Raw genomic sequence first — 16,109 nt, forward strand, 5'->3', positions numbered from 1 at the left:
GTTGTCTCCTCTCACCACTTGTTCCGCGATCAGCCCGCGGGCATCGCGACGACCGGCATCGCCGCGCCCGCGGACTGATCACCCGACATCGGCATGCCGTCGGACATGCTGTCCTCCGCCGATGCGGCCGCACCGATCCCCTGCGGATGGGCGAATCCGCTGAACGGACCGAATTCTCCTGTGGTGTCGGCCATCAACGGGGCGAGCTCCGTCAGTTTGCCGTTCACCACGACATCGAGGGAGTCCTCCGGGCCTCCCAGACCGTCCCCGAACTTGACGACAATCGCTGAGCGACCGTCTTCCCACATGGCAATGTCGCCGGTCTTCAATTCCGGGCCCGGGGTGACCCGCGGGCCCACGTGCTTGTCGTCGGTCCACTTGGCCTTCGTGTTCTTGTAGGCGTCCTTGGCACTGGTCGCATCCTTGCTTGCGAACGCGACGTCCAGGGCCTGGGCAACCGCAAGCGGCACCTTCTGGGTGCGAGTGCGACCGTTTTCCCAGGTGAACGGGTAGAGGATGTTTCCGTCCTGATCCGGTGTGCGACCGGGAAGGGGACCGCCCGGCGGTACCGGCGTGCCGGTGTTGGGCGGCGGCGTGATGTGCTGCACCGGGGTCGCGGTCGTCGGCGGGGCCGTCGCGGCAGGCTGCGCGGTGACGGGAGGGGCGGCCGCGGGCGGGTAGGCCATGGCCGGATCGTCTCGGTACCGACCTGGATCGAGGCCATCTTGCAAGCGCTGGTTCCGAGTAGGATCCATGTTCTCCATCATCCGCTGCTGGAGGACCATGTCCATCATCTGCCTGCCGGCGTCGCTGGCCATGCCGCCCGCACCGGCTCCTGCAAACTGCGGCGTTTGCGGCATCTGCGGCACATTGGCCTGATTCCTGATGCTGTCGGCCGCGCTGCGGAGCGAGTCGGCGATGTTGTTGGGGTTGCTCGGGCTGTCGGGGTTGCTCGGGCTGTTGGGGTTGAGCGGACTGTTGGGGTTTTCGGGGTTGAGCGGACTGTTGGGGTTGAGCGGACTGTCGGGGTTGAGCGGACTGTTGGGGTTGAGCGGATTGTTGGGGTTGAGCGGATTGCCGAGGTTGCCGTAGTTGGGCGGATTCGGTATCAAGCCGGGGTTCTGCTGGCTGCCCTTCAAGGCGGCGATCGACTCTTTCATGTCTTTATTCATCGCCGCCCTTTCCTCCGCCTGTTTCGCCTCGAACCCTTTCACCCACTCGTCGAACGTGTTGGCGGTCTTTTCATTCTTGCCACTGCCTTCTTCGGTAATATCCTGTATCTCGCGGAACGACTGCTCGAGCATTGACAGGAATCCCAGATCGGTGCCTTTGCTACTTTTGTAGACATTTGCGTTCATACCCGCTATGAGGGCTGCGATATTTTGCTTTCCATCCGCAGACACTTTGGCGACTTCATCAACCGCATCCTTCAACCCTTTCTGAAGGTCAGTGTAATACTTAGCCGACTTCGCCAGAGCGTCGGCCGCATTCTGATATTCCTTCCCCGCCGCACTGACCAGCCCTGCGACCTGAGCCTTGGACAGCACCGGCGCGGGCGGCAAATTCAGATCCTGCTTGTTCTTGAGGTCACCGAACATGTCGTAAGTGCTGTTGAGGTAGACCGCCACCGAATCTTTCGGGCCAGCATGGTACTGCTTGAGCACATCGACCAAATTGGGTGGCTCCAACAGAAATCCCGTGGTCGACGGGTCCGTCTTCGGGAAGTTTTTAGTATCGGGGGCAAAAGGTTTCTCTGGATAATTTGTTACAAAATCACCGACCCAGATAAAGATGATTTCGGTATTCTCGGGCGGGGGGTCATAAGCATCGCCGCCCAACGGATGCCAACCCGCTGCGTCGAAAATCCCGTTTAAGGACGCCGCCCCCAGTGCGCGAAGACCGGAGGTACCCCAACCCTCCTTTTGGTTAGTGGCCTTCCCACGGAACTGATTCTTCCTGAACTCGAGCTTCTTCTTCAATTTTTCGAGCTCGTCCACCGATTTGGCGGGCATTTTCACCCCAGCCGCCGCTTTCTCCGCAGCTTCGTCGGCAGCCTTGGCAGCATCGCGTTCGACTTCTTTTGCGGCATATTTCCTACCCGCGTCCGTGAGTCTCCCCCCGCGGGACAACACGGGGTTCGCAGCTTTTATGGCATCCAATTCAAACTGCCTTAAAGCATGGTCTCCTGCTGCTTCCCTTGCAGTTTTATGCAAGGTCGCGTCCGCCAGGTTACTGGTGTTTGTCGCCAGACCCTTGGTGACTTTCATCCTATATAGCTTCGCCAAGCCATCGCCCCCAAGACTGCCCGCGGCTCCGAGAATAGCGCCCTCCCCAATTTCCTTCCAACCGTGCCCTTGGATGAATTCGCCCAAGGCACCACCCGCCATACCACCGGCTGCACCGCCGAACTTGTTGGGAAACTTCCTCCCGACAGCAAGGCTCACCCCCAAATCTGCCGCGAAAGCCACCCATGGCGATGCATTCATCCCAAACATGAATACCCCTTATGCCGGAACTATCATGGAGGCACCAGCCGACGTGTCGACGGGCGCAATGGGGGTCGGAACCGCCGCATCGGGGGCGGCGACGGGAATCTCGATACCGACCGGGTGGCGGAACCCGGCAAATGGACCGAACCCGCCTTGTTTGCCGCTTGCCTCGGAAGCGAAGGGCTTCAGTTCACCATCGATGATCATCTCGAACGTGGAGCTGACGTCGGTCCCGAACACAACAAGGAGCGCCAAGGTTTCACGCCACGCCTCGACCTCTCCCGGTATCGGGTCGCGCCACGACGCGACGTCGCCGGTCATCAATTGATACGGATCGACCGGCGAGCCGACGGCCTGATCCGCGGGCACCGCCGCCGGGGTTTTGGCGTAGGCGTGCCGAGCATCGGTGCCCGCGGCATTGCCGAACGCGGCGTCGAGTGCATGGGCCACCACTGCCGAGACCCGCTGAGTTCGCCCATCCGGGAAGGTGTAGATCAGGCTGTCGTCCTCGCGGGGAGCCCGTACCGACGCCGCCATCGCGGAAATCGGTGTGGCCGCCACCCGACCGGGTGAGGCTGCCTGCTGCGGCGTCGAGGCCGCGGCGGGCTGCGACGAGGCCGCCGGCTGGGCAGCTGCCGGAGCGCCCGGCGCTCCCGGAGCGCCCGGAGCTCCGACAACCTTCTCGCGGTTGTCGCCCTTTCGATCCTCATCACTGTCGTCGGCATCGGAGCGGGGCCCCGCCTTACCGAGGTTGCTCATCGCGAGCAGCGCAGGCACGATGTTCGCCATTCCGGAGGTCGGGCTTGCGGACGCGGCAGCGATCGGTGCGGCATCCGGCTGCGCGGCCTGCGACGTGTCGGGCGAGGCGACCCCGGTCTTGCTCGGAGTGGATTCGCCGCCGTTCGAGGTGCTGGATCCGGCGGTGTCCGCGGCCGCGACGGCGGGTTTGTCGCTCTGCTCGGTATCCCACTCCCAAGGTTGCGGTGTCGAGCCGTCACCACCGGCACTCACCTGGTTTGGCGATGCCGGGCTACCCAAGACGCCTTGGTTGGTGAGATACGGGGTTTGGATCACGCCATTGCCGGGCTTCTCCCCGTCACCGGGCTTCTCCCCATCGCCCGGCTTCTCCCCATCGCCGAGCTTCTCCCCATCGCCCGGCTTCTCCCCGTCACCGGGCTTCTCCCCATCGCCAGGCTTCTCGTTGCCCACCTCAGCACCGAGCGCTCCGAATACATTCGCCCATCCGGGATTTTCCTCCGTCCCGTCCCCATTCATCGCGGAGTCCAAACTCATCATCGACGACTCGATTATGGAAATAATGTAATTGTCCTCTGTGAAATCGGCCTCTTTGACGAGGTGGGAGGTATCCAAAATTCCATCTTGGGCATATTTGGTGATGGCCTCGATATCAAGAGGATGCGTTCCCGCCATTCCATTCGTCGTCGTGAGGAGGGTATCCACATTCTTCTTCCCCTCCTCGCACGCCTCGGCTGTCTTGTTGACCACCTTGGCTACGCGAATATCCGCTTCACGCAAAGAAATGTAGTGAGAAGTCATCACGTCGACCCGTGTCACATAACTAGCCATATTCGCTGCTGCCGCGCCTTTTACTTGCGTCACCGCAGGCTTCTCTGGAGGTGGCGTATAAGCACCGTTACCGAAACTCTGCCAACTTGCGAGATAAGTTTGAGGGAGACCTCGATAATGCCCCTCGGGCATCAGCGATAATATGAGTCCGTCCGGCAGCGCCTTCGGATCGGGCATCATCACATGCGACAGGTTCGACGGAGTGTCGCTTGGACTGATATCAATGAGCGGGATCCTGGACAACTTGGGACTGTGGTCGCCGAAATATAGATCATATTTCTCGCGCACCATTTGCGGGATATGAGGTATCGAGGATACGGTGTAATGCCCGAATGCGGAGCCGAGGAGGCCGCGCCAGGACCGACGGCCCAGGGCTGTCAGCGGCTGTTGGGATGCCCGCCAGGCCGACGGTAGCGCGGTTTTGAATGTGCTATGGGTCAGCGCGTGACTCCCACCGCGCGCGCTGGCGCGAATCGCGGTTCGACCGGCGGATTTGACCATCGTCTTCACGCCGATGCCACCCATGCCACCGCCCATGAGTCCGCCGATTGCTCCATATGCGGCGCCCTCCAGCATTTTTTTCGGATCCCAGCCACTCTCGAAGCCGGCGACCACACCACCGACCACACCACCGAGCAGTGCCGCGCCGGCCGGGCCGCCGAGCGCGTATCCGGCCACGCTGGCCACCGAGGTGATGACATCTCCCCAGAAACCCATAGCAGCGACTACCTAACCGACAACGAGCAGCAGCGACCGACACCGCCTACCACCACGGTCGGGTCCACATTCGGCTCGATAGCGCCACTACTCGCATCGAGCATCGACCGAACCGGGGCAGGGAATCCAACATCGGCAGTGGTCATGGGCTCATTTCCCTTCGACGCACTCATTGTCGAGGATTCCCACCGATGGGAACCACGGTCCTGGTCACGCGGTTCAAGATGGTTCTGGTACCGCGTGCGCTGAGGTGCGCGAATCACCATGGCCGCCACACCGTTCCAGCCACCGGTGATCGACGTAGGAGGAAATACCGGATGCGCCTCCGTCGCCTGCTGACTCTGGCACAGCCGAGTGCTATTGCCTGCCTACCGCGGGTGCTGAGGGGGGTGTCATGACAAGTACGGAGTTGCCGCAGGGGGCCGATTTCGAGGTCGACGACGCGGGCGACGGCGATGGTGAGTCGACCGGTCCCGTCACACCGTGGTCGGATCGACCAGGGCACAAGCAGGGACGACCCCGATTAGGAGCCCCGATACCGCCCGGAGCGCCGACATCGCCGGTCCAGCCCGGGGTGGGCAACCCATCGGGTCGCAACGAGACACCGCTGAGTGCGCCGGGCCAGCAGAAGGCCGGTCCGACACCTGGAGCGAGTGCGCCGGGTTCGTCCGCTGCGGTACCGCCTGCTCAGCCTGTGCCTGCTCAGCCGGTACCGTCTGCGCCTGCGGCGGTGGCGCCGAGTCCGCCGGTCCAGCAGGCTCCGGTCGCGCCACCGGTCGGACGTGCAACCCGTCATGAGGAGCCGGAACCTCCTGCGCCGCTGATAGACCCGGACATGCTCGCGGCGGTCCTGCCCGCGGCGGCGACGGCGGGGACGATGGCGATGGCCACCCTGCCGATGATCGCCTCCGCCCTGGCGGGCCTGGGCGGCGGCGGCCAAGGCGCCAACGGTGGTGGGGATGGTGGCGGTGAAACCACCGACAGTGGACTGTCCCCCGAATCCGAACGTGCACTGAAGGTCCTCGAGCTACTCGCCGAGGTCTACGGCAAGGGCGAGGCGACCAGCCCCGAAGTCAAAGCCATCCGCAAAGAACTCGGCGTAAACCCCGGCAAGGGCGAAACCGCCAACGCTGTCAGAGCCCGCCAAATGTTCCAGCGCAACGCCGCCACCGCGTTCGAGAACGTCGACAACCAATTCTTCCGCTACATCACCGGCCTCGCGGGCAACAACAAAGTCGACAAGAAGGCAGTCCTCGCGTTGCTCCGCGAAGTCAATGTCGCACTCGCCCAGCTGGGTCCGCAGGCCTACACCAAGCAAGGCCAGCAAAAGGTCCGCCAAATCCTCACCGCCGCATTACAAAAAGCCCACACGGTCGTCTCCGCTGGGCAATCCAACTCGAACGACGCTGCCAACGCCATCAACCAGCTGACCAACCTATATCTCTACAACATCTCGGGCCAGAACTACACACCTGCGGTCGGCGGCATAGGCAGCGCCGGCGCCGCAGGAACGACGGCAGCGGCGCAGCGAGCGATCCAAGTCGCGTTGGCACAGACCGGAAAACCCTATGTCTACGGTGACGAGGGTCCGAATTCGTTCGACTGCTCGGGCCTGATGCAATACGCGGCTGCCGCCGCCGGTGTCGGGATTCCCCGTGTGTCAGAGGATCAGTATCGCCAACTGCCACAGGTCAACCCGGCGAATATCCAGCCAGGCGACCTCATCTTCCCAGCGGATTCGTTCAAGTCGTCGGGACTGCCGGGGCACGTCATCATGTACATCGGGAACGGGCTGTGCATCGCGGCATCCAAGCCCGGAGTTCCTATTGGAACAGTCCCTTTGCCGAATAACTACAGAGCCACCCGTTGGACGTCATAGCTGCCGACCGTCAGTATCCGACGTAGGAACCGCCGCCGCGCATCTGCACGATTCCCGGCACGTTGCTGACCGAACCGTAGCGATCGATCGAATACCGCACGCCCGCAATGATGTTGTCGACCGGATTCCAGATGTCACGATGGCCGGGCAGGGCGTACGAGTTGAACGTCGGATCGATCGTCTGCATCAAACCCTTCGACGGAATGCCTGCCGCGGCATTGCTGTCCCACAGGTTGATGGCGTTCGGATTGCCACCCGATTCGTGCTGGATGATCGCCGCGATGTCGGCGGGATCGATCTGCCGGGTGTCGTAGCCCTGTTGGCGCAGAACGGCGAGGGCCTCGTCGATCCATTGGCCCTGCTGGCCCGCGGGCCGCGTGCGCGGTGGACCGCCGCCGGAAGCTCGCCCATCCGGGTGTGACACTCGCTGCCGTCGCCTCCTCAGCGGCCGGGCAGGCCGCGCATCCTGCAGGTATCGGTCGGTGAGTTTGCGTACGCGATCCGCGGTGGTCGCCGACGCTGCTTGGCCCTGCTCCAGCACCGATCCGGCGCGCTGCACCGCGTTGCTCAGTGTGGCGAGAAGAAAGTTTCGCGCAGCCGTCACATCCGAGATGCCGGCGAGCGCGATCAGTGCGGTGTTCACATCGGCGATGATCGAATCGATGGCGGCTCGGCCCTGCGCGGTGCTGTCCGCGGCCCCCTCCAGAATGTTCCCGAGTTCGGCATTCAACGACCGCACGGTATTGACCCGCTGAGAAGTGTTGTGATTGCTGGCCTCATATTGCGATCCCAACTCGCCGCGTCCCGCCATCGTTCTGGTCGGCCCTGCCGCAATGTCCGGAGGCGAGTACGACTGCCCGGTATCGGCATTCGGGTTCTCGTCACCATATTGGGCGGCGATCGTCGCGAGGGTCCCCAACGCGGCCGCCGCCATCGGCGTTGCCGCTCCGGACCAGGCGAGCGCGTCGGGTCGTGCGGCCGATGCCGGTCCCATTCCCGCAGTGGGTGATTCGGCGATCAGCGGAGCAACAGGGCCGCGCGCTGCCGCTGCTGACGGCATCGGCGCCGGGAGGGCTGCAACTGGTGGCGGCATCGCAGGTAGCCGCGCAGGACTGCCCCGAGCGGCGGATTTAGCGGGGCGGCGCGGCTCGGTCGTGGCGACGCTCGGCCGAGCGTCGCCGCCGGGGTCGGGGTCGGGGTCGGCGTCGGTAGCGGTGGGCTCGGGCGGATCCTGTTTCGTCGACGCCATCAGTACCCGACATAGTCTTGACCGCTGCGCAGAGCCCTGAGGCCCTTCACATTGCTGACCGAGCCGTACTCGTTGATCGCGTATCGCACACCCGCGATGATGTTGTCGACGGGGTTGTAGATGTTGTTGTGACCCGGGAGAGCAAACTGATTGAACGTGGGGTCGATGGTCTGCATCAGGCCTTTCGACGGCGTCCCCCGTCTGAAGTTGCTGTCCCACGTGTTCGTCGCGAGCGGATTGCCGTTCGATTCGTACTGGATGATGGTCGCGATGGACGCCGCATCGACCCTGCTCATGTCGCAACCGCTCTGTTGCAGGATGTCCATCGCCTGCTTGATCCAGTCGCCCAGCGTGCCGCCTGGCATCTGGCCGCCGACGGTTGCTGTTGCCGGCGTGTAGTTCTGGCCCGAGATGTTGAAGAGATACTGGTTGGTGAGTCGGCTGATGGCGTTGGCGGTTTCGGTGGAATTGGAGTTGCTGCCGGAGACGACTGCGTGAGCTTTTTGTAATGCGGCGGTGAGGATTTGGCGGACCTTCTGCTGGCCTTGCTTGGTGTAGGCCTGCGGACCCAGCTGGGCGAGTGCGACATTGACTTCGCGGAGCAACGCGAGGACTGCCTTCTTGTCGACTTTGTTGTTGCCCGCGAGGCCGGTGATGTAGCGGAAGAGCTGGTTGTCGACGTTGCCGAATGCGGTGGCGGCGTTGCGTTGGAACATTTGGCGGGCTCTGACAGCGTTGGCGGTTTTGCCCTTGCCGGTACTGCCTGCACCGGTGCTGCCGCCGGTGCCGCCGGTGCCGCTCGAGCCAGGGGTAATGCCCAGCTCTTTGCGGAGGGCTTCGACGTCGGGGTCGGTGGTTTCGTCATCGCCGTAAACCTTGGCGAGTAGCTCGAGGACCTTCAGTGCACGTTCGGATTCGGGGGACAGTCCACTGTCGGTGGTTTCACCGCCACCATCCCCACCACCGTTGGCGCCTTGGCCGCCGCCGCCCAGGCCCGCCAGGGCGGAGGCGATCATCGGCAGGGTGGCCATCGCCATCGTCCCCGCCGTCGCCGCCGCGGGCAGGACCGCCGCGAGCATGTCCGGGTCTATCAGCGGCGCAGGAGGTTCCGGCTCCTCATGACGGGTTGCACGTCCGACCGGTGGCGCGACCGGAGCCTGCTGGACCGGCGGACTCGGCGCCACCACCGCAGGCGCAGGCTGCACGGGCGCAGCCTGAGCAGGCACGGGATGGGCAGGCGCTGTGCCGGGCGACACCGGACCGCTAGTACCGGACGGACCAGCTTTCTGCTGCCCTGGCGCACTCAGCGGTGTCTCGCTGCGACCCGGTGGACTTGTCCCCCCGGGCGGAACCGGGGACACCGGCGATGTCGGCGCACCGGGCGACACCGGAGCCCCCAGCCGCGGGCTTCCCTGCCTACGTCCCGGCCGATCCGACCATGGCGTCACCGGGCCGCTAGAACTATCACCCTCGTCCCCGGCGCCATCGACCTCACCGTCAGGCCCCTGGGGCCACAGCTCGGTACTCGTCAACGCGCACTCTCCAGCACCCGCTTCACCCGTACCTCGCCCGTGGTCGGGATCAATCGCTGTACCAACGTTCCCGACACCGGATCGGCGGTGACCATCTGGGTGGCTTCGACCGCGATACCGACTTGGGTGGGTCCTTTATCACCGAATTCCCAGAAGACCAGGTCACCTGCCGAAATTGCGACCGGATCGACGCGCTTGCCGCAGACGAGCTGCGCCGCAGCGGTATTCGGGAGAACGATGACGGCAGTGCCGACTGTCTCCGGCCCGCACGACCTCGAGTGCACACTGGACTGCTGACCCGCGGTGCCGCCGGCTGCCGATCCTCCGGCACCACCCGCGTCGACCGCGTACGAGACGATCGACTCACATCGGCCGGTGAGAGCCGCCACCGATGCGTGGTAGATCACCGCTCGCGTCAACGTGGCGGCGCCGACTCGACCGCCCGAACCGCCGCCGTTCTCACCCACCGACGACGCCAGCTGCGCGAGAGCCTGGTTACGGGCGCATGCACCGGCGAACCCATCGTCGAGGTACTGCAATGGATCACCCTGTACCGGTGCTGTCTGCATCGCGTCGAGGCACGCAACCAACCAATCGGAGGCTGCGGGATCTCCTGGTGCGATGGTCAACTCCGCGTACGGGTTGGTGCTCGGCGTGGAAGCTGGGGAACTCGGCCTTGCCGCCGGTTGCCGCGCGACCGTGGCAGACGTCGGAGCCACGGTGTGTGACGGATCCGACCCCACAGCGCTGTCACACTGATCTGCCAGTCCTCCTGTACTAGTGGCTACGGTGTGCCCGATGACGACCGCGAAGAACAACAAGAACCCGAGCGGTACACCGCCCGCGAGCAGACCGATCACCCAATAGATCATCATCCCACGAATCATCGGATCCCTAGCCGTTCAACAGATCGTTCACCGCCGACATAGCGGAGCTGTAAGAACCGACCCGCGCGCCTGATTGGGGTGGCGCAATCGAATGCCATGGTGTCGGAGCCTTGTCGGACACCCACATATCGGTGTTCAAAGCAGCGCCGATGTCACGTCTGGCATTTCGGAAGTTCTGTCTGTCGGTTGGATTCTCAAGAAGATCATCGACGGATCTTTGAACGTTTCTGGCGTGTTGATTACCAATCGCGTTTCTCATCCGCTGTGCGTCCGCGGGTTGTATGCCTGCCAGCAAGCCGGTGCCCGTGGGACTGGCCGACGCCGCGAGCGCCGTAAGTGAGTCGAGCTTCGCCTTGCTGGGGGCGTTCATATAGTCCCTGACAAAGGTCCGTTGCGGCCCCGTGGCCGCACCGCCGTCGAGGGTGACGAAATTATCGTTCGCCCGCTGGAACCGCCATGCGGACTCGTGCAGTGTCGCCAAGTCCGCTGCCGCTTCGTGGGCGGTCCCGGTTCCATTCTCGAGGCGATGCGCGGAGCGCTGGGCGTGCTGCATGGCGGAGACAACGTGACCGAGGTGTTTGTACTGTAGGGTTTCATCCTCGGCATCGTCCGAGGCGCGTTTCCAGGACACAATGGCGTGGTGCATCAATGTCTCGTCGGTGAATCCAGCACCCGTCAGGGCACCCCAAGCGGCATCGATAGTGCCACCGGAATCGTGCAGACCTTGAATGGCCGCCGCGGCCCCGCGGTAGGTATTGACACCGCCCCATTTTTCGGCGGCTTCGCGCGCCCCTCTCGAGAACTGCACGAATTTCATGATGGATTGCGCATTCGCGTCCGCGTGCCACGGCTGGGAAGAATACCTCAGCGAATTACGGAGCTGCTTCTTTTCCATTCTGGCATAGGGCCTGAGTGGACTACGGGTCTTTCCCGCGACCCATTCGGTGAGCGGAGACGAACCTACCGTGGCCAGCGCTCCGAGCGCGGTGAGCGCACCCGCTCCCATCGTGCGCTTGGCACCGACGCCGCCCATACCGATTGCCGTCCCGCCACCTCCACCACCGCCACCGGAGGGCCCGTGCAGCGCCAGCGCGAATCGGTTTGCGATCCAGTTGTTGCCTTTGTCGATACCCTCGCTGAGTCGCCGCAGTTGCAGAATGGCTATAATCTCGACGATTGCGCCGATAACGAATACCGCCATTACTTGGCCACCGGCCTGCCGGAACAAACTGCCGAGGAACAGCACATAGAGTCCGAGGAAGATGGTGTAGATCGCCATACGCGCAGAAGCAACGAATGCGTCGACCAAATTGCGGACCAGGAAAGTCTGAGTCACCCCGTATATGAATCCGCCTGCCGCGAATCCGAAGATAGCCATGATCGAGTGATAGATCGTGTCGAGTGCGGCCCAGATCACCTTCACCGCCAACACCACCGCGAAGGCAAGTAGGACAATTCCGGAGACCAGCAGCAACAAACCGGCACCGATCTGCCCGACACTCGGATGCTCAGTCGCCCAGTGCGCATAGCTGTCCTTGCAGTCCTCCATCCCCTTCCGCACTCGATCTTCGCTGCCTGCCCCTGCCGTCCACGCCGAGGCACACGCCACCTGGTCGTCGATGACATGTCCGAAGTTCCATACTTGCAACGGCTTTCGCGCGAAGTTGTCCGCCAAGTCCTCCTGCATCGTTGCCACCAACTGATACGGATTCGGATTATTTTCGCCGTTCAATCCCGCGGCAACAGAAATACCCACATTCCGCCCCTGTGCCAACCACCCGTCCGACGAAAGCACGTCCTCCAGCGGCGAGGCCAGGAAAAGTGGACCGAGTATTGCCACGCCCAGCATCGTCAGCACCTGGATCGCCGCTTTCGCGTGGTATCCGCGGACGATGAACCACCCGACGAAAAACGCACCGATCGCCGCTGCGGTCAGCAGCATCTGCGGCGTCGCGATCTGGCGGACCAGGGTATCGGAGAATGAATGCAACGCCGCCGCGAACATATCCAGCCAACGGAAACTCAGCGCATAACCGATCAACCAGATCGCCGTCGTCACGATGACCAGCCAGCCGGCGAATTCCAGATTGAGGACCAGGGCGATCGCCGTGTTCCCCGGGTTCCACAGAGTGCCCCGATCGGTGGCGAATACATAAGACGAGAGCGCGACTCCCGACGAGTCCCTGACATTCATCCAGCTGAGAGCGCTGTTGGTCGATGACCCCGTGGACGTGGTGGTGCCGGTCTGCGCGGTCGCCACCGCACCGACGATGCCGGGAAACACGATCAAGCCGAAGACGATCGACAGGATCCATGCCGCCCACCGACGCTTCCTAGTGGCACCGATCCAGTCACGTACGCGCCGAAATACTGCGCGCGGCTGCCAACGGTCCGGGTCCCAGAACTCCATTTCCCAAGCGAGCAAAGACATGCGCGCCTCAGAGAATTCCGGGTTTCGACCGAAACGGCCGATCATGGCGCGACTTGTCGTTGCGACAGCGCGGTGCGAGAACTGTTACCGCTGGTCGGAGTACTGGTGATGGCCTTGGCACGGTCTGCGCGAGCCGGTCCGAGTACCTTGCCGCGCCCGATCCGGTTCAACGCGTCACGCATGAACATCTCGCCGCGCCGTTCCTCCGGCACCTGGCGGCCGGGCCCGATCGGCGGCGAGGTCTCTTCCCGCAATATCTGCAACAGGAATGGTGCTTCGTCCAGATCGACGCCGAGCCATTCCAGACTGTTGCGGGCCAGGGTTTCATCGCGCTGCCGGAAGATGAAGCGATTGGGGATCAGATTGTGCGCCGCACCCTGGAAGTCCGTGGCGGGGTCGTGTGAGGCCAACCCGATCGCGGCCAAGTGCTTACGGCCGTCCCTGCTGAAGTCCGAGGTCACCGCGGAGCCGACTTGGGTTTGGGTGAAATGGTGCGCTTCGTCGCCGACCAGCAGTCCGAACCGACCGTTGTCGGTGAGGAATGCCTCCCGTGCCGCGACGCCGACCAGCTCATAGAGTGCGGTGCCGAGCCGCTTCGTCAGCGGCAGCCGATTGTAGAGGTGCGGGGTGATCAGTTCCTCCGCTGTCGGCAGGGCCAGATTGTGGCTGCGCACAACCGTCGCGGCGGCATTGAGCCGCAATGGTCGCAGCTTCGGGTCGAACAGCACAGGAACCCGCTCGACCACCGTACCGAGGCGCGCGGCGAGATCGGCGTATTCCTCCGCATTGCCGGGCTGGTCGCGCAGCCGCTGGACGACATGGAACAGGTCGAGCAGGCTGTGAATCTTGTGCTCGGCCATACCTTTCGGGGTCAGCAGGTTGCTCGCCGCGGCACCCGCACCGGAGGTCGGAGACAGGTCCAACAGCGGCAGGATCGAGTCGAGGGCCCGCTCACCTGCGATCCTCGGCGCGAACAGACGCAACGGGTCCAAGGACACCGTGGGATTCGCCAGGTCGATGATGACAGCCTGGTCGATCGAGGAAGCGAAGTGCTCCCACTCCCCCACCTGACTGCGATCGATGGCAAGGAACTGGCCGCCCATATCGTGGACGAGCACCGCCATGAGCTTCAGGAAGTACGACTTACCCGAACCGAGCTCACCGGTAACCGCGAACGACGCGGAAAGATCGTGCAGCGCCGCTTCCATGATGCCGAAGTGAATCGGCTCGAAATTGCCGGACAGCAGATTGACCCCGATCACCGGACCGCTGTCGTCACCGACCTGGTTGGTAGTGAACGGCACGAAGCCCGCCCACATATCCGAGGGGACGATATGGGCGAAATCGTCGAATGCCCGTCGAGGCGCACTGCCGGGTATCAGCATCGACCACAGATCGACCTGAGTGCCGACCGGCGCGGTCATCTCTACCTGGAAACGCTTGTAGCGGCGCTTGAGCGCGTTGACCGCGTCCATCGTCGTCTCGCGCGACGGGCCGCCGATCGCGATGACGGTGGTGAACGACACCTCCGACTCACCACCGTTGACCTCGAAATGCTGGTTGTACTCGCCGAGCATCTGAGCTTTGGAGGTCAGCGTGTTCTGCGCGAAGGAGATCTCCTGATCTCGCTGGTCCATCTGCTCGCCGAGGCGCCGCAGGTTCAGCTCGTTGTTCTTGAGCACCTGGTCGGCGGGCTTGGTCGAGATCCGCATCCCCCAGTCGACGGTAACGTCACCGAGGCCCTCGAGCACGCTCAAGAACTCACTGCCGCCGGGGAACTGCATCCCCGAGTACGGGAACGAATGCGGAGTGAGCATCGCCTGGTAGGAGGGTCGGTACTCGAAATCCGGCTGTACCACCTTGATTACGGGGATGAACGACGGCCGGATGCGTCGACTGCTGTCGGCCTGTGCTCCTTCGTCGAGCGCCGCGGAGCGGAAGACCGCGGCCGTGGCATCGTCCAATGCTCCCGCCCGGGTCGGCGCGACCGGATCACCGGCGGCGCCACGCGAGAGATAGTGCTCCCATAACCACTGAAACATCGCGGCAGGCACGGGAACCGGGTCGAACTCACCGCCGATACGCGAAAGTATCTCGTTTGCCTTCTCGTCGTAAGCGTCCAGCTCTGCTCGTGAGATCGAAGTCGCATCGATCGTGGCGGTACTGCCTCGCCAGACCCGCGACAGCGCGGACATCCCCGCATTGGCCGCGCCTACCGGTATCGACAGCAGGAAGATCCGCGTCTGCGGCATGATTGCGCGCACCCGCTCGTAGGAGGCAACCACCTCGTCGGCGTAGTCCTCACATTCGTCGAGGTCGACGCCCTCCACCATTTTGGTGAGCACGTCGAGGGTGTTCAATCGCGCTTGGATCCCGAGTAGCAGCGAACCGTTCGGCAGGCTGTTGATCAGGGCGTGATGCGCCACCTTCACGTCGTGTTTGTCGCTGGCTTTGCGCAAGCCGTAGCCGAGCGGGTTTACGAAATAGGTCGCGGTGACCAGTCCCGAATGGGTGAACTGTAGGTGCCCGCGAATCGCCGCCGTTGGCTGAATGTCTCGTCCGAATGCCATCAGAGACGTCCATCCGATGCCGTGCCGCGGCCGCTGCTCATCACCTCGAGCAGTTGGAGGCTGGTGTCGCGCCTACTGGACACCTTGGCGGCCGTCGGCGGATCGGGCAGGAGCAGCACCACCGTCTCCTCGACGAACAAGGTAGTACGCGTCGAGTCGGAGCCGATCGGCATACCGGATGCGGAGACCGGTTTGCGGTTCACGATCAGCCGACCCACCCACAACGCGCGTGAGGTCATCCGCACGCCGTTGTAGGGCACCAACCCGATGGCGAAAACCGCGGCAACCGTGATGGCGAGGCCGGTCAGAAAGGTCACCGCGGGGTTGACCGGAATGGTCATGGCACACACCGAGGCAATCGTCATCATGACGACCGCGCCGACGACCTGCGGCAGCGTGTAAGGCCCGAAAGGCAGCTTCTGCCCGTTCTGTGCCTTACCGATCATGGTGGGAACGCGTTTGATCGGCGTGAACACCTTGATCGTCTGGCTCACCGATAGCCACCGATCGGATGGTCGGGGACAACGATGTTCGCATCCGTGCGCGCGTAATTGACCAGTGTCGGCAGAATCCAGAACATCACTGCGGCAAGGATTGCCGATCCGGCGACCGTGAGGATCTTGGCAGGCGAGAGCCTCGATTTGGCGGCCTCGGAGATCAACACACCCATGCTGAGGATGGTGATGACAATCAATCCTGCCCAGCGAACGAACATCAGAACGCCATAGAGGATGTAGCTGAGATTACCCATCGGGGTGCCTCTTCTCG

At 63.3% G+C, this 16,109-nt stretch carries 10 protein-coding genes; 1 reads left to right on the plus strand and 9 read right to left on the minus strand.

Annotated elements, in window-relative coordinates; all coding sequences use genetic code 11:
- Nucleotides 1-29: 29 nt before the first annotated feature.
- Together OHQ90_RS32910 and OHQ90_RS32915 are read right to left on the minus strand one after the other, a co-directional pair.
- Nucleotides 30-2,267 carry a hypothetical protein gene (locus tag OHQ90_RS32910; RefSeq protein ID WP_328404192.1) on the minus strand — a complete coding sequence of 746 codons (2,238 nt, stop codon included), beginning with the start codon at nt 2,265-2,267 and terminating at the stop codon, nt 30-32.
- A gap of 237 nt (nt 2,268-2,504) precedes the next feature.
- On the minus strand, nt 2,505-4,793 hold the full coding sequence (locus tag OHQ90_RS32915; protein ID WP_328404194.1) for a hypothetical protein: 2,289 nt from the start codon (nt 4,791-4,793) through the stop codon (nt 2,505-2,507).
- An 883-nt stretch (nt 4,794-5,676) separates the two neighbouring features.
- Between OHQ90_RS32915 and OHQ90_RS32920 the strand changes: the two genes are divergently transcribed.
- Nucleotides 5,677-6,672 (plus strand): C40 family peptidase, encoded by a 996-nt coding sequence (locus OHQ90_RS32920; protein WP_328404196.1) that lies wholly within the window; start codon nt 5,677-5,679, stop codon nt 6,670-6,672.
- 10 nt (nt 6,673-6,682) lie between these two features.
- Here OHQ90_RS32920 and OHQ90_RS32925 read toward each other — a convergent pair whose 3' ends face one another.
- From OHQ90_RS32925 to OHQ90_RS32955, 7 genes are all read right to left on the minus strand, one after another.
- Entirely contained in the window at nt 6,683-7,921 is a 1,239-nt protein-coding gene (locus OHQ90_RS32925; protein ID WP_328404198.1) for a transglycosylase SLT domain-containing protein, read from the minus strand.
- The gene (locus OHQ90_RS32930) at nt 7,921-9,000 is read right to left on the minus strand and encodes a DUF4226 domain-containing protein (RefSeq protein WP_328404200.1); all 1,080 of its coding nucleotides are present in this window, start codon (nt 8,998-9,000) and stop codon (nt 7,921-7,923) included. The genes OHQ90_RS32925 and OHQ90_RS32930 overlap by 1 nt, the downstream gene beginning before the upstream one ends.
- A 449-nt stretch (nt 9,001-9,449) precedes the next feature.
- A complete protein-coding gene (locus tag OHQ90_RS32935) occupies nt 9,450-10,328 on the minus strand; it encodes a hypothetical protein (RefSeq protein ID WP_328404201.1) in 879 nt (292 codons plus the stop codon).
- Nucleotides 10,329-10,347: 19 nt separating this feature from the next.
- Complete coding sequence (locus OHQ90_RS32940; RefSeq protein WP_328404203.1) at nt 10,348-12,534, minus strand: hypothetical protein; 2,187 nt, start codon at nt 12,532-12,534, stop codon at nt 10,348-10,350.
- A gap of 278 nt (nt 12,535-12,812) precedes the next feature.
- Complete coding sequence (locus tag OHQ90_RS32945) at nt 12,813-15,341, minus strand: ATP-binding protein (protein WP_328404205.1); 2,529 nt, start codon at nt 15,339-15,341, stop codon at nt 12,813-12,815.
- Nucleotides 15,341-15,835, minus strand: coding sequence for a hypothetical protein (locus tag OHQ90_RS32950; RefSeq protein WP_328404207.1), 495 nt, complete (start codon nt 15,833-15,835; stop codon nt 15,341-15,343). The genes OHQ90_RS32945 and OHQ90_RS32950 overlap by 1 nt, the downstream gene beginning before the upstream one ends.
- On the minus strand, nt 15,832-16,092 hold the full coding sequence (locus OHQ90_RS32955; RefSeq protein ID WP_328404209.1) for a hypothetical protein: 261 nt from the start codon (nt 16,090-16,092) through the stop codon (nt 15,832-15,834). The genes OHQ90_RS32950 and OHQ90_RS32955 overlap by 4 nt, the downstream gene beginning before the upstream one ends.
- Between the last annotated feature and the right edge of the window lie 17 nt (nt 16,093-16,109).

It is taken from the genome of Nocardia sp. NBC_00403 (assembly GCF_036046055.1).
In the GTDB taxonomy this organism is placed as follows: domain Bacteria; phylum Actinomycetota; class Actinomycetes; order Mycobacteriales; family Mycobacteriaceae; genus Nocardia.

Coding starts and splice junctions, on each gene's coding strand:
- OHQ90_RS32910 (WP_328404192.1), bottom strand. CDS start 2,267: ATGAAAGTCACCAAGGGTCTGGCGACAAACACCAGTAACCTGGCGGAC.
- OHQ90_RS32915 (WP_328404194.1), bottom strand. CDS start 4,793: ATGGGTTTCTGGGGAGATGTCATCACCTCGGTGGCCAGCGTGGCCGGA.
- OHQ90_RS32920 (WP_328404196.1), top strand. CDS start 5,677: ATGGCCACCCTGCCGATGATCGCCTCCGCCCTGGCGGGCCTGGGCGGC.
- OHQ90_RS32925 (WP_328404198.1), bottom strand. CDS start 7,921: ATGGCGTCGACGAAACAGGATCCGCCCGAGCCCACCGCTACCGACGCC.
- OHQ90_RS32930 (WP_328404200.1), bottom strand. CDS start 9,000: ATGCTCGCGGCGGTCCTGCCCGCGGCGGCGACGGCGGGGACGATGGCG.
- OHQ90_RS32935 (WP_328404201.1), bottom strand. CDS start 10,328: ATGATGATCTATTGGGTGATCGGTCTGCTCGCGGGCGGTGTACCGCTC.
- OHQ90_RS32940 (WP_328404203.1), bottom strand. CDS start 12,534: ATGAATGTCAGGGACTCGTCGGGAGTCGCGCTCTCGTCTTATGTATTC.
- OHQ90_RS32945 (WP_328404205.1), bottom strand. CDS start 15,341: ATGGCATTCGGACGAGACATTCAGCCAACGGCGGCGATTCGCGGGCAC.
- OHQ90_RS32955 (WP_328404209.1), bottom strand. CDS start 16,092: ATGGGTAATCTCAGCTACATCCTCTATGGCGTTCTGATGTTCGTTCGC.